Source organism: Stetteria hydrogenophila (assembly GCF_054657575.1).
On the sequence record NZ_BAAHYL010000002.1, the window covers coordinates 615952 to 634720 of the forward strand.

The following is an 18769-nucleotide window of genomic DNA, read 5'->3' on the forward strand; positions in this document are numbered from 1 at the left end:
CACGATTATGCTCGAGGCGAGGGGCGGCTCGGTACCCGGGGAGGTTGAGGAGGTAGCGAGGCTGGAGGGCGTCGACCCCTCCAAGCTCGCGAGGAGGCTCGCCGAGGGCAGGGTGGTGATCCTCAGGAACGCCCGCCGCTCGGGGAGGGTTAGGCCCACAGGGGTCGGCGAGGGGCTCCGGACGAAGGTCAACGTGAACCTCGGCACGAGCGGAACCGTGGTCGACGTCGGGATGGAGGCTGAGAAGGCGAGGATAGCGGTAAGGTACGGCGCCGACGCCGTGATGGACCTGAGCATCGGCGGGGACATCACAGGGGTCAGGAGGCTCATCCTGAGGGAGGCCGAGCCCCTCCCCGTGGGCACGGTGCCCACGTACCAGGCTTGGATTGAGGGGGTGAAGAGGTACAAGGCCATGCCGCCCGCGGACTGGTTCCTCAAGGTGCTGGAGTGGCACCTGCGCGACGGGGTCGACTTCGCCACGATACACGCGGGCATCACCCGCGAGCTCGCCGAGAAGGCGGTGAGGAGCCGGAGGGTGGAGCCAATCGTGAGCCGGGGCGGCGCCATGCTGGCAGCGTGGATGCTGGAGACGGGGGAGGAGAACCCGTACTACGCCAACTGGGACTACGTCCTCGACCTGTTCGCCGAGTACGACGCGGTGATAAGCCTGGGCGACGCCCTCCGCCCCGGGGCGATCGCGGACGCCCACGACGACCTCCAGCTCGGGGAGCTCTACGTGAACGCCAGGCTCCTCGAGCGGGCGAGGGAGAGGGGGGTCCAGGTGATGGTTGAGGGGCCGGGGCACGTGCCCCTCAACAGGGTCGCCCTCGACGTGAGGATGATGAAGGCCATCACGCGGGGCGCCCCCTACTACGTTCTCGGCCCCCTAGTGACGGACGTCGCGGCCGGCTACGACCACATAGCCTCGGCTATAGGCGCGGCGATCGCCGCGGCGAAGGGGGCGGACATGATATGCTACATCACCCCCGCCGAGCACCTCAGCCTCCCCACCCCCGAGCAGGTGAAGGAGGGCCTCATCGCCGCGAGGATAGCGGCGCACGCCGGCGACATAGTCAAGCTCGGCCCGAGGGCGGCCAGGTGGGACGCCGAGATGAGCATCAGGAGGGCGAGGCTCGACTGGCCGGGCATGTTCAAGCTAACCCTCGACCCCGAGAGGGCTAGGAGGATCCACAGCCAGTTCGGCTCCCCCACCAAGGCTTGCGACATGTGCGGGCAGTACTGCGCCTTCCTGATCCTGGGCAAGTGGCTGAAGGGGAGGAGCTGGCCGAGCGTCGACGAGGCCCTCGACAGGCTCGGGGACGGCCACCGCCGCTGCTAGCCCTGCCCCCTCAGCGCCTCCCTAGCGTACTCGATAGCCTCCCTGAGCAGGTGGAACGCCTTCAGCGCGTCGTCCAGGCTGAGGACTAGCACCGTGTCCGTGTGGACCGACTCTATCTGGCTGATGTTGACCCCGTTCTCCGCCAGGATGCCCGTCACGTAGGCGACGAAGCCGGGGGTCGAGGCGACCTCCGGGGGGCTCACAACCGCGAGCACCGCCTGGTCGGGCTGGACCTGGAGGAAGGACTCCGCCCCCACCCTCCCCTTGATGGCGTCGAAGCTCTCATTGTCCACCACGAGCGTGACGCTCGTCACCCCCTGGAGGAGGAAGAGTATCCTCGCCCTCCCCGCCAGCTCCGCCGCGACACTAGAGAGCCTGGGGAAAGCGTGGAGGCCCACCGTCGCCACAGTCACCCCCGTCCTCAGCTCGAGCGAGCTCTCCGCGAGCACCCTGAGGAGCCTCCTCCCCGGCCTCCTCTCGCCGCCAGCCTCCAGGCGGGAGGCGTACCTCACAAGCGCCGTCTTCACCGCCTCCACGCTCACCGGCCTCCCCAGGCTCCTCTCCACGAGCGGCTTCAGCCTCCTGGCTAGCTCGGAGTAGTTCACCAGCCTCCTCGCCAGGCACTCCCTCACGCAGGGGTCCGCGTCGACCAGCCTGCGGACAAGGCTGGAGAGGCCCCCGCCCCCGGACTGGTTCAGGGTGAACCACCTCCAAGGGTTCCGGGGCCCCGGCTGCACTATTTGTGGCGTCTGGTTTAACACCTGGCTCCAAGGGGCAACGCTTGGAGGGTGGCTTGCTTGAGGGTGGTGCTCGCCTACTCCGGGGGCCTGGACACGTCGGCGATACTCCTCCTCCTCAAGAGGAGGGGGTACGAGGTCGTAACGGTCACCGTGGACGTGGGCCAGGAGGAGGAGCTGGAGGGGGTGGAGGAGAGGGCGTACCAGCTCGGCGCCTCCAAGCACTACACGATAGACGCCGTGGGCGAGTTCGCCGACAGGTTCATCTCGATGGCGGTGAAGGCTAACGCCCTCTACGAGGGCAGGTACCCGCTCGGCACCGCCCTCGCGAGGCCCCTGATAGCGGAGAAGGTAGCGGAGGTCGCCAGGAGGGAGGGGGCGGAGGCGGTCGCCCACGGCTGCACCGCGAAGGGCAACGACCAGGTCAGGTTCGACTCCACCCTCAAGTACTACCTGGGCGACGACGTCAAGATAATCGCTCCAGTCAGGGAGATGAGGCTCACGAGGGCGAAGGCGCTGGAGCTGCTGAGGAGCGAGGGCTTCAAGGTGCCGGAGACCCACAAGAAGTACAGCGTGGACGAGAACCTGTGGAGCAGGAGCGTGGAGGGCGGGATCCTCGACGACCCAGCCGCGGAGCCGCCTGAGGACGCCTTCGCCTGGACGGTGCCGCCGGAGAAGGCGCCCGACGAGCCCCTCTACCTCGAGCTGAAGTTCGAGCGGGGGATCCCGGTCGAGGTGAACGGGGAGAGGATGAGCCTCGCGGGCGTGGTGAGGCTCCTGAACAAGCTCGTCGGCTCCCACGGGTACGGGAGGATAGACCACGTCGAGAACAGGGTGGTGGGCCTGAAGAGCAGGGAGGTCTACGAGGCCCCAGCCGCTCTCACGCTCATCGAGGCCCACAGGGACCTGGAGAAGGCGGTCTACACCCCGAGAGAGTTCAGGTTCAAGCAGGTCCTAGACTGGGAGTGGAGCGACCTCGCATACCAGGGCCTCTGGGTCGAGCCCCTCAGGCTCACCCTGGAGAGGGCGGTGGACGAGCTGAACAAGTGGGTCACAGGCGTGGTGAGGGTGAAGGTGTACAAGGGCAGCCTGAGGGTCGTGGGGAGGTGGAGCCCCTACACGAGCTACAGCAGGCAGGCCATCGACTACGACAACGGCTGGTACCCGAGCGACGAGGAGGCCAGGGGCTTCATTAAAATATGGAGCCTCCACAGCATCGCAGCCGCCAGGGCGAGGGGGCTCCCCGGCACGGGCTAGCCCCAGCAACGGCCCGGCGGGCCTCCCAGCCCCCGGTTTAGCCTCGTAGATTTGGGTAGCCACGCTTGGGGGTTGGCTTGTGGCCAGGTACAGGGAGGCCGTGGGTATAGGCGGCTCCGGGGCGGTCTACGAGTACACCTCGAGCCTGAGCCACGACCCTGAGATATTCCCGTACATCGTGAGGGTGCTCGTGGCCCACACACTCCACCTCCATAGGCGGGGCCTCATCCCCGGGGGCGCCGCCTGCAAGGCCCTCGCAGCGCTCCTCGAGGCCCTCGACGCCGGCGCGGGGGCCGTGCTCGGGGAGGGGTACGAGGACGCCTTCGAGGCTCTGGAGGACTGGCTCGAGGAGAGGACCCGGGGCGCCTCGGCGTACATCTGGCTGGGGAGGAGCAGGAACGACCACGTCTCCGCGGCGCTCCGCCTCTACGCGATGGACAGGGTTGCCGAGGCCCTCCACTGGCTCGCCGAGGCCCGCGGGGCGGTCCTGAGGCTCGCGGGCCGCTACCGGGGGGTGCCGGTGCTCCTCCACACCCACGCCCAGCCTAGCCAGCTGGCGACGCTCGACTGCCTCCTCCTCGCCTGGGAGGAGGCGCTCGCCTCCGCCTGGAGGCTCCTCCACTCCACGCTCACCCTCCTCGACAGGAGCCCCCTCGGCGCGGGGGCAGGCGCGGGCACCGTCGCCCCCCTCGACCCGGGGGAGCTGGCGGGCCTCGCCGGGTTCTCCGCGGTGCTAGGGAGCAGCGTCTACGCCGCGGGCAGCAGGCTCGACTTGACCGCCGCGGCGCTCGCGGCCGCCGCGGTGCTCGTGGAGGCGTCTAGGATCGCGGGGGACTTGATGCTCCTCTCAAGCCCCTACGTCGCAGCGGCCAGGATCCCGGACTCCCACGTGGCTACGAGCAGCATAATGCCACACAAGAGGAACCCGGCGACGCTGGAGGTGCTCAGGGCGAGGGCGGCGAGGGCCGCCGGGCTAGCAGCCGGGGTACTCGCGGTGCAGAAGGGCCTCCCCTACGGGTACAACCTAGACCTCCAGGAGGCCAACCCGCTGCTCTACACGCTCCTCCGCGACGCCGCGGAGTCGGCGAGGATCCTAGCCGACCTCCTCTCCGAGCTCGAGTTCGACAGGGGGAGGCTGGAGCGCCTCGCCCTCGAGTACCCCGCGTGGAGCGCTGAGGCCGCGGAGCTGCTAGCCCTCAGGGAGGGGATCCCGCTGAGGGAGGCCTACAAGAGGGTCGCAGCCGAGGTCAGGGCCGGCAGGCTCGAGGGCCTCCTGGAGAAGCTGGGAGCCTCGAGCCCCCTCGACCTAGTCTCCCGCAGGGCCACCGGGTGCACCCCGGGCCTGGACTATAACGGGGCGCGCGGGAGGCTGGAGGCGGACAGGGCGGCGGCGGAGACTCTAAGGGCCAGGCTCAGGGAGGCTGAGCGGAGGCTCCTCGAGGCCGCTAGGGGTGCTGCGGGGCCATGCATGGAGGGCTGAGGGTCTACACGCTCCCCGGGCTGAGGTGCAGGCACGGCCTCAGGGCGAGGGTGCTCCTAGAGGACGGCGTCGCCCTCGAGGGCTGCGGCTTCGGCGCGGCCGGCACGAGGGTGGGCGAGGTGGTGTTCACCACCGCGATGACGGGGTACCCGGAGAGCCTCACCGACCCCAGCTACAGGGGCCAGATACTCGTTGCGACCCACCCGCTCATCGGGAACTACGGGGTGCCGAGCAGGCGGCGGAGGGTCCACGGGATCCCCCTCGACTACGAGTCGGACAGGGTGCAGGTCGAGGCCTTCATAGTCGCGGAGGCCACGGAGCCGAGCCACCACGCCTCCGAGGAGAGCCTGCACGAGTGGCTCGAGAGGGAGGGGGTCCCCGGGGTGTACAGGGTCGACACGAGGTTCCTCGTGGAGCACATCAGGGAGCACGGAGTCCTCATGGGCGTTGTCTCGGTGTACCCGGAGGACGGGGACCTCCCGGGCTGGGGGGAGCTGGAGGGGATCCTCAAGTCGTCGCCGAGGTACGACGACCTCCTCCTCGCCCCCAGCGCGGGCCCCAGGGAGCCGGTGACCCACACCCCCGAGGGGAGGGTGAGGGGGAGGGTCTCGATGCTGGACTGCGGCGTGAAGTACGGGATCCTGAGGTCGCTCCTCGAGAGGGGGCTGGAGGTCACGAGGTACCCCTGCACCGCGGAGCCCTCCCAGCTCCTCGACGGCTACGACGGCGTGGTGCTCAGCAGCGGCCCGGGGAACCCCGCGCTCCTCAGGGACCAGGCGAGGACCGCAGCCGAGGTGGCCTCCTCGGGGAAGCCCGTGCTCGCCGTGTGCCTCGGCATGCAGCTCCTCGCCCTCGGCCTCGGCGCCGAGATCTACAAGCTCCCCTACGGGCACAGGAGCGTCAACAAGCCAGTCGTCGACCTGGAGACGGGGAGGTGCATGATCACCACTCACAACCACGGCTACGCGGTGGACTGGGACGGCCTCGAGGGCACGGGGCTAAAGCCCTGGTTCAAGCAGCCCGACGACGGCACGCTGGAGGGGGTGAAGACGAGGGACGGCCTCGTGCTCGCGACCCAGTTCCACCCCGAGGCGGGCCCGGGACCCTGGGACGCGAAGTGGGTCTTCGACAGGTTCGCCGGGCTGGTGGAGTCCAGGGGAGGGAGAGCGTAGGCTCGGGGGCCGGCGCGGCGGGGTGTGCGGGCCTTTGCCAAGGAGGGTTGACGTGGGGAAGGTGCTGGTGGTCGGGAGCGGCGCGATCAAGGTGGCGGAGGCCGCCGAGTTCGACTATAGCGGGAGCCAGGCGCTGAAGGCCCTGAAGGAGGACGGGATCGAGACTATCCTAGTCAACCCTAACGTGGCGACGATCCAGACGAGCTACAGGCTCGCGGACCACGTGTACCTCGGCCCCATCCAGCCCTGGTTCGTGGAGAGGGTGATCGAGAGGGAGAGGCCCGACGCCATACTCCTCGGCTTCGGCGGGCAGACCGCGCTCAGCCTGGGCGTCGAGCTCCACAGGAGGGGGGTGCTGGAGAGGTACGGCGTCAAGGTGCTGGGGACCCCCATCGAGGGGATCGAGAGGGCGCTCTCCAGGGGCCTGTTCCGCGACACCATGGCCAGGGCAGGGCTCCCCGTGCCGCCGAGCGAGCCGGCGACGAGCGTGGAGGAGGCCCTGAAGGCCGCGGAGGAGATCGGGTACCCCGTCATCGTGAGGGTGGCCTTCAACCTCGGCGGCGGTGGGAGCTTCATAGCCTGGAGCCGGGGGGAGCTGGAGGAGAGGCTCGCCAGGGCGTTCGCCGCCTCGGGCTCGGGGGAGGTGCTGGTCGAGAGGTACCTCCACCACTGGAAGGAGATAGAGTTCGAGGTGGTGAGGGACCAGTACGGAAACACGGCGGCGGTGGCGTGCCTCGAGAACGCGGACCCCATGGGGGTCCACACGGGGGAATCCGTGGTGGTCGCCCCCTGCCAGACTCTGACGGACCAGGAGTACCAGCTCCTCAGGCTGGCGAGCATCAGGGTGGCCGAGGCGATAGGCCTCGTAGGCGAGGGGAACGTGCAGCTCGCCCTCAACCCGAGGGACAGCTGGGAGTACTACGTGATCGAGACCAACCCCAGGATGAGCAGGAGCAGCGCCCTCGCCAGCAAGGCGACCGGGTACCCCCTGGCCTACATCGCCGCGAAGCTCGCCCTCGGCTACAGGCTGGACGAGATCCTCAACAGGGTCACGGGGAGGACCTGCTCCTGCTTCGAGCCCTCCCTCGACTACATCGTGGTGAAGGTGCCCAGGTGGGACCTCGACAAGTTCGACGGAGCGGAGAGGAGCATTGGGAGCGAGATGAAGAGCATAGGAGAGGTCATGGCGATAGGCAGGAACTTCGCCGAGGCCCTCCAGAAGGCGGTTAGGATGCTCGACATAGGCGAGCCCGGCCTCGCCGGGGGGCCGAGGTACGAGGAGCCCGAGCCCCTCGAGTCCGTGATGGAGAGGCTCCGCTCCAGGGAGCCATACTGGCCCCTGTGGGCCGCGAAGGCGTTCAAGCTCGGGGCTAGCGTCGAGGAGGTCCACGAGGCCACGGGGGTGGACCCCTTCTTCCTCCGCCAGGTCAGGGACGTGGTGGAGCTTGCGGAGGAGATCAGGAGGCTCGGCCGCAGGGCCCTCCAGGACCCAGGGATCCTGGGGGAGGCGAAGCGCCTCGGCTTCAGCGACGAGCAGGTGGCCAGGCTCGCCGGCGCGGGCAGCCTGGAGGTGGAGGAGGCCAGGAGGAGGCTGGGGCTGGAGCCGAGGGTTAGGAGGATAGACACGCTCGCCGGCGAGTGGCCTGCGGAGACGAACTACCTCTACACAACCTACAACGCCTACACCCACGACGAGCCCTCCACCACGGGGAGGCCGAGGATCCTCATCCTCGGCGCCGGGACGTTCAGGATAGGCGTCTCGGTCGAGTTCGACTGGGGAGTCGTGGCGTTCGCCCAGGAGGCCCAGCGCATGGGCTACGAGGCGGTGGTGGTCAACTACAACCCGGAGACTGTGTCGACGGACTGGGACGTCAACGACAAGCTGTACTTCGAGGAGCTCACCCTGGAGAGCGTCCTAGACATCTACAGGCTCGAGAAGCCGGTGGGCGTCGTCTCATTCCTCGGGGGGCAGGTGGCGAACAACCTAGCCAAGCCCCTCGAGGAGAGGGGGGTGAGGCTCCTCGGCACCCCCGGCTGGAGCGTTGACAGGGCGGAGAACAGGGCCTCGTTCTCCAGGCTCCTCGAGGAGCTGGGGATCAAGCAGCCCGAGTGGGTGGAGGCCTCCAGCCTCCGGGAGGCGGTGGAGTTCGCGGAGCGCGTCGGGTACCCGGTCCTCGTGAGGCCGAGCTACGTGCTGAGCGGGTCGGCGATGAAGATAGCCTGGAGCAGGGGGGAGCTGGTGGAGTTCATCAAGCGTGCCGCGAGGGTGTCGCCGAGGTACCCCGTCGTAGTCTCCAAGTTCATGGAGGACGCGGTGGAGGCCGAGGTCGACGCGGTGGGCGACGGGAAGAGGGCTGTGGGGGCGGTGATCGAGCACGTGGAGCCGGCGGGGGTGCACAGCGGCGACTCCACAATGGTCATCCCCTGGTTCACGCTAAGCGACTCCACCGTCTCCAGGATGGCTAGGGTGGCGGAGGCACTCAACGAGGCCCTCAGCATCGGGGGCCCCTTCAACATCCAGTTCCTCGTGAGGGACGGGGAGCCCTACGTTATAGAGCTGAACCTCAGGGCGAGCAGGTCCATGCCCTTCACGAGCAAGGCGACGGGCTACAACCTCATGAGGGCCGCCGCGGAGGCGGCGCTCAACGGGAGGATCACCACGGGCTTCGACGGCGGCGAGGAGGGCTTCAGGCTCCTCAAGCCAGGGGGGTGGTGGGCGGTGAAGAGCCCCCAGTTCAGCTGGCAGAGGCTCCGCGGAGCTTACCCGGGCCTAGGGCCGGAGATGAGGAGCACCGGGGAGGTGGCGGCGCTCGGGGACGGCCTCTGGGAGGCGCTGCTGAAGAGCTGGCTTAGCGTGCAGGGAAACAGGATCCCCAGCCGCGGCGAGGCCGTCCTCGCCTACACGCCCACCGGGAGGGGGGCCCGGGAGCTGGCGAGGGCAGCTGGGCTCCTGGAGGGGCTCGGGTACAGAGTCTACACCATCCAGGGCATGGAGGCCCCGGGCGTCGAGGCGGTGCCGGTGGGCGAGGCGGTGGCGATGCTGAGGGGAGGCAGGGTGGGCCTCGTGGCGACGACGGGCTACGCTCCTGGGAGGGACTACGAGGTGCGCAGGCTCGCCGCAGACCTCGGGGTGCCCCTGGTGCTCGACGCGAGGCTCGCCGCGATGCTGGCGGAGGCCCTCGCCCGCGTGGGGGTCGAGGGGCTGAAGGCGAGGGAGCTCAGGGAGTACTGGGGGCCGGGGGTCCAGCCCTTCTAGCCCCCCTCCCTGGCGAGGAGCGAGAGGCGGTGGACGAGCCTCCTCTCGTCGACGCCCACGAGCCTGCCGCCCGCCCTCAGGGCGAGCATGCCCCCCCAGAAGCCCTCAGGCGCCGCCTCGACGCCTGAGAGCCTCTCGGGCGCAACGTGCACCGGCCATGATCCCCTCCCCCAGGGTGGCTCCACCCTGAAGAGCCTCCCCTCCCACTCCACGCCCAGCGCCCTAGCCGCCCTGCCCGCGAAGGACTCGAGGCGAGCCGCGGCGGGGGCCACGGGCTCGGGGGGGCCCCAGCGCCTCCTCCCCCGGGGCCCCTGCTCCCCCGCTATGCCTAGCCTGGACACGGTGACCTCGGCCCTCCTCGCCTCGTAGGCGCTGTCGTATACGGCGAGCACCGTCGCGACGACGTGGGGCTGCTCCGCCACCCTGTCGACCACCCTCCACGCCCTCGTCATCCCGACCTTCGGCTTCGCCCCGCCGTGGTCGAGCATGTAGACCGCGTACTCCGCCCTCACCGCCCTGTCGAGCAGCTTGCAAGCCTCCAGGCCCTCCCCGCCGCGGAGGCTCGTGCAGGCCTCGTAGAGCGCCCTCTCGCTCCTCCTGTGCTGCCTGCAGAAGCCGAGGCCACCCCTCACCTCGACGTTGCAGTAGATCCTCTCCCACGGCCTGTCCCTCTCGTCGAGGGGGCCGCTGTGCCACCTGCAGTACTCCCTCCACGGCCCCGGCGCCGCGGAGACGGGCCCCGTGTAGAGGGAGACCTCCAGCCCAGACGGCTCCTGGACTATCAACCCCCCGAAGGCGACCCGGTACACGTCGACCCTCCACGAGCCGCCGCCCCCGAGGAGGGCCTGAGGCGCCCCCACCTCCACGCTCCCAGCCCGCTCGACGACTCGGTAGACGAGCCTCGGGATCACGAGCCGCCAGCCCTCAGCCACGCCCGCCACCCACACGGTTGAGGCCCGCCCGGGGGCCCGTATAACAGGGGACACCGCACGCGCCACGGCCCCGCCAGCCCCCCGAGGGCTCCATGCAGTGGCGCTGGCCCCTCCCGGGAGTCTTGGGGGCGGGGTAAGGCGTAATAGCCTGGGGCGCTAATGTAAATATAGTATAGTTGAGTGGAGGCGTTGAAGGGGATCCCCCCCCTCTTCATTGAGGCGGTTGCTAGGTCCGCTGGCCACGTGAGCCTGCGGTGCGCGGAGCTTGGCTTGAGGTGCATGGACCCCCCGAGTGCTACGAGCCACCTCCTCAGGAGGCTGGGGTACAACGAGTACCAGGTCAGGAGGTTCTGGCTCCTCCTGGGGAGGGCGGGGGGCGGGCTGGGGGTTGAGGTGTACCGCTACGCCCCCGTAAGCTTCACCCTCGTTCTGAGGTACAGGAAGGGCCCGGTGGCGCACTTGAGGGGGGGCTGCCTGCCCCTGGACAGCCTGGACTGCAGGGTGCTGGGGTCGAGGTGCGTCAAGGCCCCCCACTCCCACGCGCTGTACATCTACCTCGAGGGCACCCTGGAGGGCTCCGGCGACGCAATGCTCAGAGTCAACGCTGTTAGGCTCCTGAGCCGCCTCGCCCGCAGGAGCAGGCGGGCCGTGGAGAGCCTCGTAGATGCAGTCGTGGACGCCGCGTGGGGGCGGGCGGGTGCCTCGAGCCTCTACGAGGCCGTCCTGGAGGCTCTAAGGCTGGGGAGGGGCCTGCTGCGCCACGTGCTCCCCCTGCTCCCCGGCACTGTGGAGGAGCTGGCCCTCTTCTCACCCGCGCTTAGGAGGCTCGCGGCCACCACGGAGCCGCCGGGGACCGGCTGATCTACCGGACGCCCGGGATCCTTGTAGTTGGGCATCTACAGTCCACTGTATTAGCCCCGGTTAACGATCTAGTAGTACAGCTAAGGCGCGGTGTGGTGCCCGATCTTGAGGGTGCTGCTCACGCTCCCCCCGGGGATTCACAGGCTCGAGATCTACCGCGTGACCGGCATGAAGGCCCCTCCCCTGGGCCTGGCAAGCATCGCCGCGGTGCTCGAGGGGGAGGGGCACAAGGTTAAGATTATAGACACGCCGACGCTGGAGATGGACGTCGACGAGTGGCTGAGGGAGGTCAAGTCCTGGAGCCCCGACGTCGTCGGGATCTCGATGCAAACCCCGACAGCCCCGAGGGGGTACAAGGCCGCAAAGCTGTTGAAGGAGGAGCTGGGCGACGACTTAATCGTGGTAGCCGGCGGAACGCACCCGACGAGCATGTACGAGGAGGCTCTGAAGAACGGGGTAGACGTGGTGGTCAGGGGCGAGGGCGAGTACACAACCCTCGAGCTCCTCGAGACCCTCGAGAAGCACGGGCTCGACGAGGAGGCGCTGAGGAGGGTGAAGGGCATAGCCTTCCGGGGGAGGGACGGCAGGGTGGTCGTCACGCCCCCCAGGCCGTTCATCGAGAACCTTGACGAGCTCCCCTGGCCGGCCAGGCACCTCCTCCCCATGGACAAGTACACGCTGTTCGGGAAGCCTATCAGGATAGCGCACGTGATGGCGAGCAGGGGCTGCCCCTACGGGTGCATGTACTGTATCACCAGCTACTTCTGGGGGCGCAGGATCAGGTTTCGCTCCCCCGAGAACGTCGCGGCCGAGGTCGAGTTCCTGGTCGACAAGTACAAGGTGAAGCAGGTGGTGTTCTCGGACGACGAGCTCACCGTTAACAGGCGCTTCATCTACGGCTTCGTCAAGGAGATGAAGGAGAGGGGGCTGGACATACAGTTCGCCTGCGGCTCCAGGGTTGACCACGTGAACAGGGACGTCCTAAAGTTCCTCTACGACAACGGCTGCGTGGCCGTCTACTTCGGCGTCGAGTCGGCGAGCCAGGAGACCCTGGACAGGATAGGGAAGAAGATAAAGGTCGAGCAGGCGAGAAGGGTGTTCAGGTGGGTCAAGGAGCTCAAGGGGTTCGCCACGGCATCCTTCATACTAGGCTTCCCCTGGGAGACGATTGAGGACATGAAGAGGACTGTGGACTTCGCCATAGAGCTGGACCCGGCCTACGCCCAGTTCACCGTCCTAACACCATACCCCGGCACCCCCCTATTCAGCTACGCGGCCAGGCACAACCTCATAGAGGACTGGAACTGGGAGCACTACACCACGATACGCCCGGTGATGAGGGGCTTCCACTTCACCAGGGAGCAGCTGGGGAGGGTGCTCAAGTACGCCTACAGGAAGTTCTACCTCAGGCCAGGCTTCATCCTCAGGGAGCTAAGGTCGGGGAGGCTGAAGGACCTGGCCGGGGTCCTCGCGGGGGAGCTCGCCTCCTGGTTCAAGGATGTGGTAGTCCAGCACCTTAGGTGGGGGAGGTGATCGGGCGGTGAGCAACGTCCTCCCGGAGGTCCCCGTCGACTCCGGCGGGGAGCAGAGGGGAGGCCTAGGGGCGCTCCTGGCGGGCCTTAGGCTCCTCTTCAACAACCCAGCCACGCGCCTCGTACTCAGGGCTGCGTGCGCGGAGGCCGAGTGCAGCTACGGCGACGAGAGGGTCTCAGCGTCGATAGTCTACCACGCCCTCTCAATGCTCGCCGGGGAGAACGTGTCGTCCTGCCCCGTCACTGCCAGGTTCCTGGGCTGGCTCATCAGCAGCGTGGTGAGGCTCGGGGTCAAGCTGCTGAAGGGGAGGGAGGAGGAGGCCGCCGAAGCCCTCAGGGACCCCGCGGTGAGGCGTGGCGTCGCGCTGATAGTCAGGGGTCTGGGCCTCTACGGGGTGACCGTGCCCCAGAAGATGCCGGCCCCATTCCTGATAGTCTGGAACATGACGAACATGTGCAACTTGAGGTGTAAGCACTGCTACCAGAGGGCAGACAGGCCCCTCCCCAACGAGTTAACCCTCGAGGAGAAGGTGAGGGTGATAGACCAGCTCGACAGGGCGGGGGTCGCGGCGATAGCGCTGAGCGGCGGGGAGCCCACGATCCACCCCAACTTCTACACGGTACTCCACGAGATAGCGAGGAGGGGGATCTACGCCTCGGTGGCGACCAACGGCTGGATGTTCGCCAACATAGAGAACCTCAAGAAGGCCGCGAAGCTAGGGCTCAGGTACGTCGAGGTCTCCGTGGACAGCGCCAACCCGAGGAAGCACGACGAGTTCAGGGGTGTGAGGGGCTCCTGGGAGAGGGCCGTGAAGGCCCTGGAGAACGCGGTGAAGCTGGGGGTCAACCACGGGATGGCGGTCACCGTAACCAAGACCAACATCGACGAGGTTGAGGACCTGCTCGACCTGGCTGAGAGCATCGGCGTGAAGAGGGTGGTGTTCTTCAACTTCGTCCCCGTCGGGAGGGGCAGGGAGAACATGTGGCTAGACCTCGACCCGGTAGAGAGGGAGGAGTTCCTGAGAACAATCTACAAGGAGATGAGGCGGAGGAGGCTCGAGATAGTGAGCACCGCCCCCCAGTACGGGAGGGTCGCCCTCCAGCTGAGCGGCGGGGAGGAGGTGGCCCCGACGCACTTCTACGTGGGCGAGAACCCCGTCGTCAAGGCTCTAGCGGAGTTCGTCGGCGGCTGCGGCGCTGGGAGGATCTACGCGGCGATAGAGCCGGAGGGCACCGTGACCCCCTGCGTCTTCCTCCCGGTACCCGTGGGGAACCTGAGGGTTAAGACGTTCCAGGAGATATGGGAGGGCTCACTCCTCTTCAAGATGCTGAGGGACAGGAGCAAGCTCAAGGGGTTCTGCGGCAAGTGCCCCTACAGGAACATGTGCGGCGGCTGCAGGGCCAGGGCCTACGCCTACTACGGCGACCCACTCGCCCCCGACCCCGGCTGCCTCTACAACCTGAGGGAGTGGAGGAGGCTGAGCGAAAAGCCCGGGGCCGCCCCCAGGCCCGCCGGGGAGGGACGGGCCTAGCCCCCCGGGCCCTCCCTGTGGCTTAGGGCGCGGAGGCGCAGGGGGCGTCGCCGGGCCTGAGGAGGCCCCTCCTCTTCGCCTCGAGGAACCTCCTCAGGATCCCGGCGTGGCCGGGCCTCCTGGAGAGGATCCCGGCTAGGATCCCGGCCCTCTCCATCACCTCTAGCTCCCAGCCCCTGAGGCTGAAGCAGATGTAGCAGCCTATCCTGTAGAAGCCGGCCTCGTAGAGGGGGTTGAGGGGGACCCCCTTGGAGAGCACGTAGAGCTGGGTGTGGGCGCCGCCCCAGAGCTTGATGGGGGAGAGCACCGGGATCCCCGTGGCCTCGTCGCTCCTCGCGGGGGGCCTCTGGTACCTCCCAGCGCTCTCGGCGTCCCTGTCCCCCGTCACTATCACCGCCTTCCCCCTCGTGGCGCTCCTGAACGCCCTCCTCAACGCTTCGAGCTTGAGGCCGGTGCACCACCTGTCCCCGTGCGTCGGCAGGGGCCTGCCGGCGAGGAGCTCCCTGTCGACGCCGGCGTGCTCCACTACCAGGTCGACGCCCAGCCTCGACGCCTGCCTCTCAACGTACTCCCTGTTCACTGGGAAGTCCACACCCGTGTCGGCGTACACCGCGACCACTCCGTCCCTCCCGTAGGCCTCCACCGCGGCGAGGAGGGCGGCGGTGGAGTCCTTCCCGCCGCTCCAGGGGACGAGCACCGTGTCGGGGTCCGGGGCGGTGGAGCGGAGCCACTCGACCACGTGGCGCTCCAGGAGCGAGAGGAGGGGCCTGTTAGCCTCGACCACTCGCTCGAGGGGCACGCTCACCGGCTCCGCGCCCGGGATCCTGGAGCCCCTGGGGCGTGGGGAGTCCTCGCCCGCGTCCAGCTCCCCCACCAGCACTGGGCCGCTGTAGACCAGGTGCCTCCCGCCCTCCACCCTGTAGAGGAGGGGGGTCTCACCCGCTCCCCCGGAGAGGACGCCCGTCAGCACCCTGGCGCCGGGGCCGTGGAGGAGGAAGTTGTCCCCCCGCAGCAAGTACGGGATCCCGGGGAGCTCGACGCCCCCGAAGCCGGTGGAGAAGACGTAGCTCCCACCGCTCCAGTAGGCCGCGAGCCTCACCCGAGCCCTGGCCTCGCCTATGTACCGGTATATCGCCTCGACCCTGTTGTTCCTAACCCTGGCCCCCTTAGTGACGACGACGCTCGAGAGCGGGGGGAGCCCGCGGGCGACCGCCTCCGCAACCCCCGAGTCCTCCCTGCCCAGTAGCACGAAGGTGAAGGGCTCCAGCCTCTCAAGTATGGCGTCTGCGAGCCTCTCGCCACGCAGGCCCCCGAGGGTCTCGACGCGCACGCCCCACCCGGGCATGAACGCCTTAAGCGTAGCCTCCACCGCCCCCGCGTCGCGCCTGCTCCTAACGAGGACCCTGAACACGACAACCACTCCCGCCGCTGCAACGCTGAAGTGGCCCCGTCGAGGCCTAAAATCCTGGAGGGGGAGCCACGCTCCCCGCAGCAGTCCTGGGGGATTGTTCACTGACGAATAGTGTTGAATACATTTGAATATGTTTCCCAACCCATCTACCAGTGGCTAATCCCCCTATCGTTGAACCCTAAGATTAGGGAAACGCTTTAATACTAAACCCGGGAGCTTAGCAGCGCCAGAGACTCTTGGAAGCCCGGGTGATGGAGCGGTGGCTGACACAAGGACGTGGATTGGAGTGGCCATAGTGCTATTGATAATAGTGGTCGCGGCGGCCGTGCTCCTCGGAGGCGGTGGCGGGGCGGGGACCACTACCACTACCACCACGACCACCCCCACGTTCACCGGGACAACGACTACTACAACTACTAGCCCGGCCGCCACCACGACCACGCAGGCCCAGGGCGGGCAGGTGACCACGATCACCATCGGCGCCTTGATCCCGCTCACCGGCGACCTGTCGACGATGGGCAAGGCGAACAAGGAGGCCATCCTCATGGCTGAGAGCGACGTGAACAAGTACCTGGAGGAGAAGGGGGCGAACTTCAGGATAAAGATTGAGATCGTCGACACCGCGACTGACCCGGCTACCGCCAGGGACAGGTTCGACGCCCTCTACCAGAGGGGTATAAAGTTCTTCATCGGCCCGATGAGCAGCGCCGAGCTAGCCCAGATCGTTAGCCTGATCCAGCAGGGCTACAAGGCCGTGGTCATCAGCCAGTCGAGCACTGCTCCAAGCCTGGCCCTCAAGGACACTGTCTACAGGTTCCCGCCGCCGGACGAGTTCCAGGGGAAGGTCCTCGCCAAGCTCTACCAGGCTGACGGCGTGACTCACGTGATAATAGTTTACAGGAACGACGACTGGGGCAGCGGCCTCGCCGGGTTCGTGGAGCAGTACTTCATCGAGGCCGGCGGCAACATCGTCGACAAGATCCCCTACGACCCGAAGGCCGCGAACTTCGCCAACATAGTGGAGCAGGTGAAGAACGACGTTGAGAACCTCATCAGCCAGGGCGTGCCTGCCGAGAAGATAGGCGTCGAAATCATTGGCTTCGAGGAGGTCGCAAACATACTCGAGGCCGCGAACAACTACGACGTGCTCAAGCAGGTGAAGTGGTACGGCAGTGATGGCTCCGCCCTGAGCCAGGCCGTCGTCCAGAGCCCCGGGGCGGCTGAGTTCGCCGCCACCGTGCACTGGAAGAATACTGTGACCTTCTCGCTGAGCGACAAGACGCCGCAGATCTACTGCGCCCTCAAGGAGAGGGTGGGCTACACGCCCGACCCCTACAGCCTCATAGCCTACGACGCAGTCTGGGTCATGGCCCTCGCCATTGAGAAGGCTGGAGGCGCCAGCGCCACGGTGGACGCCGTAGCCCAGGCGATCCCGCAGGTCGTGCAGGACTACGTGGGCGTCTCCGGTAAGATAGTGCTGAACGAGTTCGGCGACAGGGCTGGCTCCGACTACGGAATATTCGAGGTGGTCAAGACCGACGGCGGCTACGAGTGGAGGATCACGGCGCTCTACAAGTTCGAGACCGACACCATCGAGCCCGTGGAGGGCAACCCGATCCAGTGCAAGTAGCCCCGGACTCCCCCCGAGCGGGGCCCTCGGCCCCGCGGAGCGGCCTCTTTTTAAAGCTTCACCTCCACCCGCCCCGGTAGGATTCCTTGACCGGTGGCCGGGAGCCACGTGTATGGGGTGGACTACGGGTTGGACTACGTGCTCGAGGCTAGGGGGCTGGTGAAGAAGTTCGGGGAGCTGAGGGCGCTCGACGGGGTCGACTTGAGGGTGCCTAGGGGGAAGATCACGCTGCTCATAGGCCCCAACGGGAGCGGGAAGAGCACGCTCATCAACGTGTTGAGCGGGGTCTACAAGCCCGACGCCGGCAGGGTCATACTCGACGGGGAGGACGTCACGGAGCTGCCGCCCCACGAGAGGTTCAGGCGGGGGCTCGTGAGGTCCTTCCAGGTGCCCAGGCTCTTCACGGGGCTCGCGGTGGTGGAGAACGCGGCGTTCGCCCGGCACGGGAACCCCGGGGAGGGCGTGGTGTCCGGGGTCCTCAGGAGGTTGTGGGAGAGGTTCGAGGAGGAGACGGTGCGGAGGGCGTTCAGGATGCTGTCCTTCACTAGGATCAAGCACCTCTGGGACAGGAGGCCCAGCGAGATGAGCGGGGGGCAGATGAAGCTCCTCGAGGTGGCGAGGATCCTGATGCCCGACAACCCCAAGGTCATACTCATGGATGAGCCCACTGCGGGCGTGAACCCGGTGCTCGCCCACGAGATATTCAGGTTCCTCAGGAGGCTGACGGACGAGGAGGGCCTCACCTTCCTCATAGTGGAGCACAGGCTCGACATTGCAGTCGACTACGTGGACCACGCCTACGCCATGGCTTTGGGGAGGGTCATAGCCGAGGGGGATCCCAGAGACGTGCTTGAGCACCCAAAGGTTATAGAGAGCTACCTGGGCGGGTGACGGGGGGTGCCGGGAGTGGAGCAGGTGCTATCGGTTAGGTCCCTCAACGCGGGCTACGGCAAGTTCCACGTGATATTCGACGTGGACTTCGACGTGGGGAGGAGGGAGATACTTGTGGTCGTGGGCCCGAACGGGAGCGGGAAGAGCACGATGCTCAAGACCTTGTTCGGCCTGACGAGGATTTACTCGGGGAAGATAGTCCTGGACGGGAGGGATATAACCAGGCTCCCCACCTACATGAGGGCCAGGCTCGGCATGGCCTTCGTGCCCCAGACGGACAACGTGTTCGCCGAGCTGACTGTGGGCGAGAACCTGAAGATGGCCTCCTACGGGTTGAAGCCCGAGCTGGCCGAGGACAGGGTTAGGGAGGTGCTGGAGGTCTTCCCCTTCCTCAAGGAGAAGCTGGGGGTTAAGGCGAAGTCCCTCAGCGGGGGGCAGAGGCAGCTCCTCGCCATGGCGATGGCGCTGATTAGGAGGCCGAAGCTCTTCATACTCGACGAGCCCACCGCCGGCCTAGCCCCGAAGGCGGCGAAGGAGGTGGTCGAGAAGATTCTCTGGCTCAGGGACGAGCTGGGGAAGAGCATGGTCTGGGCGGAGCAGAACGCCAAGCTGGCCCTTGAAAACGGGGACAAGGCCCTGCTCATGGTCTCGGGGAGGGTGGCGTTCAACGGCTCGGCGGCGGAGTTGCTCGCAGACCAGGAGCTGGGGAAGAGGTACCTGGGCCTCAAGAGGTGACGGG

The 18769-nt window shown here is 67.4% G+C and carries 14 protein-coding genes; 11 read left to right on the forward strand and 3 right to left on the reverse strand.

Going from position 1 to position 18769, the window contains the following annotated elements:
* Positions 1 to 7: 7 nt before the first annotated feature.
* Complete coding sequence (gene thiC / locus ACYQ3J_RS06555) at positions 8 to 1339, forward strand: phosphomethylpyrimidine synthase ThiC (RefSeq protein ID WP_460126282.1); 1332 nt, start codon at positions 8 to 10, stop codon at positions 1337 to 1339.
* Here the strand turns inward: thiC and ACYQ3J_RS06560 are convergent.
* Positions 1336 to 2076 (reverse strand): ACT domain-containing protein, encoded by a 741-nt coding sequence (locus tag ACYQ3J_RS06560; RefSeq protein ID WP_460126013.1) that lies wholly within the window; start codon positions 2074 to 2076, stop codon positions 1336 to 1338. The genes thiC and ACYQ3J_RS06560 overlap by 4 nt on opposite strands.
* Before the next feature lie 60 nt (positions 2077 to 2136).
* On the opposite strand from ACYQ3J_RS06560, the gene ACYQ3J_RS06565 reads away from it, so the two are divergent.
* The 4 genes from ACYQ3J_RS06565 to carB all read left to right on the forward strand — a co-directional run bounded on the left by ACYQ3J_RS06565 (position 2137) and on the right by carB (position 9241).
* A complete protein-coding gene (locus tag ACYQ3J_RS06565) occupies positions 2137 to 3333 on the forward strand; it encodes an argininosuccinate synthase (RefSeq protein ID WP_460126284.1) in 1197 nt (398 codons plus the stop codon).
* Between the two features lie 79 nt (positions 3334 to 3412).
* Entirely contained in the window at positions 3413 to 4813 is a 1401-nt protein-coding gene (locus tag ACYQ3J_RS06570; RefSeq protein WP_460126015.1) for a lyase family protein, read from the forward strand.
* Complete coding sequence (gene carA / locus ACYQ3J_RS06575; protein WP_460126017.1) at positions 4798 to 5985, forward strand: glutamine-hydrolyzing carbamoyl-phosphate synthase small subunit; 1188 nt, start codon at positions 4798 to 4800, stop codon at positions 5983 to 5985. Before ACYQ3J_RS06570 ends, carA begins: the two co-directional genes overlap by 16 nt.
* Positions 5986 to 6019: 34 nt before the next feature.
* Positions 6020 to 9241 (forward strand): carbamoyl-phosphate synthase (glutamine-hydrolyzing) large subunit, encoded by a 3222-nt coding sequence (gene carB / locus ACYQ3J_RS06580; RefSeq protein WP_460126019.1) that lies wholly within the window; start codon positions 6020 to 6022, stop codon positions 9239 to 9241.
* On the opposite strand, the gene ACYQ3J_RS06585 is transcribed toward carB, so the two are convergent.
* Entirely contained in the window at positions 9238 to 10173 is a 936-nt protein-coding gene (locus tag ACYQ3J_RS06585) for a hypothetical protein (protein ID WP_460126021.1), read from the reverse strand. The two genes, carB and ACYQ3J_RS06585, sit on opposite strands and share 4 nt — an antisense overlap.
* Before the next feature lie 180 nt (positions 10174 to 10353).
* Between ACYQ3J_RS06585 and ACYQ3J_RS06590 the strand changes: the two genes are divergently transcribed.
* The 3 genes from ACYQ3J_RS06590 (at position 10354) to ACYQ3J_RS06600 (ending at position 14098) form a co-directional block, all read left to right on the forward strand.
* Positions 10354 to 11034, forward strand: a complete 681-nt coding sequence (locus ACYQ3J_RS06590) for a hypothetical protein (RefSeq protein WP_460126023.1) — start codon at positions 10354 to 10356, stop codon at positions 11032 to 11034.
* A gap of 111 nt (positions 11035 to 11145) precedes the next feature.
* Positions 11146 to 12567 carry a B12-binding domain-containing radical SAM protein gene (locus ACYQ3J_RS06595; RefSeq protein WP_460126286.1) on the forward strand — a complete coding sequence of 474 codons (1422 nt, stop codon included), beginning with the start codon at positions 11146 to 11148 and terminating at the stop codon, positions 12565 to 12567.
* A 7-nt stretch (positions 12568 to 12574) separates the two neighbouring features.
* Positions 12575 to 14098 (forward strand): radical SAM protein, encoded by a 1524-nt coding sequence (locus tag ACYQ3J_RS06600; protein WP_460126025.1) that lies wholly within the window; start codon positions 12575 to 12577, stop codon positions 14096 to 14098.
* A 22-nt stretch (positions 14099 to 14120) separates the two neighbouring features.
* Here the strand turns inward: ACYQ3J_RS06600 and ACYQ3J_RS06605 are convergent, their stop codons facing one another.
* Positions 14121 to 15518 (reverse strand): phosphoadenosine phosphosulfate reductase domain-containing protein, encoded by a 1398-nt coding sequence (locus ACYQ3J_RS06605; protein WP_460126027.1) that lies wholly within the window; start codon positions 15516 to 15518, stop codon positions 14121 to 14123.
* Between the two features lie 250 nt (positions 15519 to 15768).
* Between ACYQ3J_RS06605 and ACYQ3J_RS06610 the strand changes: the two genes are divergently transcribed.
* From ACYQ3J_RS06610 to ACYQ3J_RS06620, 3 genes are all read left to right on the forward strand, one after another.
* Positions 15769 to 17139, forward strand: coding sequence for a penicillin-binding protein activator (locus ACYQ3J_RS06610; protein ID WP_460126029.1), 1371 nt, complete (start codon positions 15769 to 15771; stop codon positions 17137 to 17139).
* A 93-nt stretch (positions 17140 to 17232) separates the two neighbouring features.
* Positions 17233 to 18030 (forward strand): ABC transporter ATP-binding protein, encoded by a 798-nt coding sequence (locus ACYQ3J_RS06615; protein WP_460126031.1) that lies wholly within the window; start codon positions 17233 to 17235, stop codon positions 18028 to 18030.
* 24 nt (positions 18031 to 18054) lie between these two features.
* Positions 18055 to 18765: a branched-chain amino acid ABC transporter ATP-binding protein gene (locus tag ACYQ3J_RS06620; protein WP_460126288.1), complete on the forward strand. Its 711-nt coding sequence runs from the start codon at positions 18055 to 18057 to the stop codon at positions 18763 to 18765.
* Positions 18766 to 18769 lie beyond the last annotated feature (4 nt).

Coding starts and splice junctions, on each gene's coding strand:
- thiC (WP_460126282.1), top strand. CDS start 8: ATGCTCGAGGCGAGGGGCGGCTCGGTACCCGGGGAGGTTGAGGAGGTA.
- carA (WP_460126017.1), top strand. CDS start 4,798: ATGCATGGAGGGCTGAGGGTCTACACGCTCCCCGGGCTGAGGTGCAGG.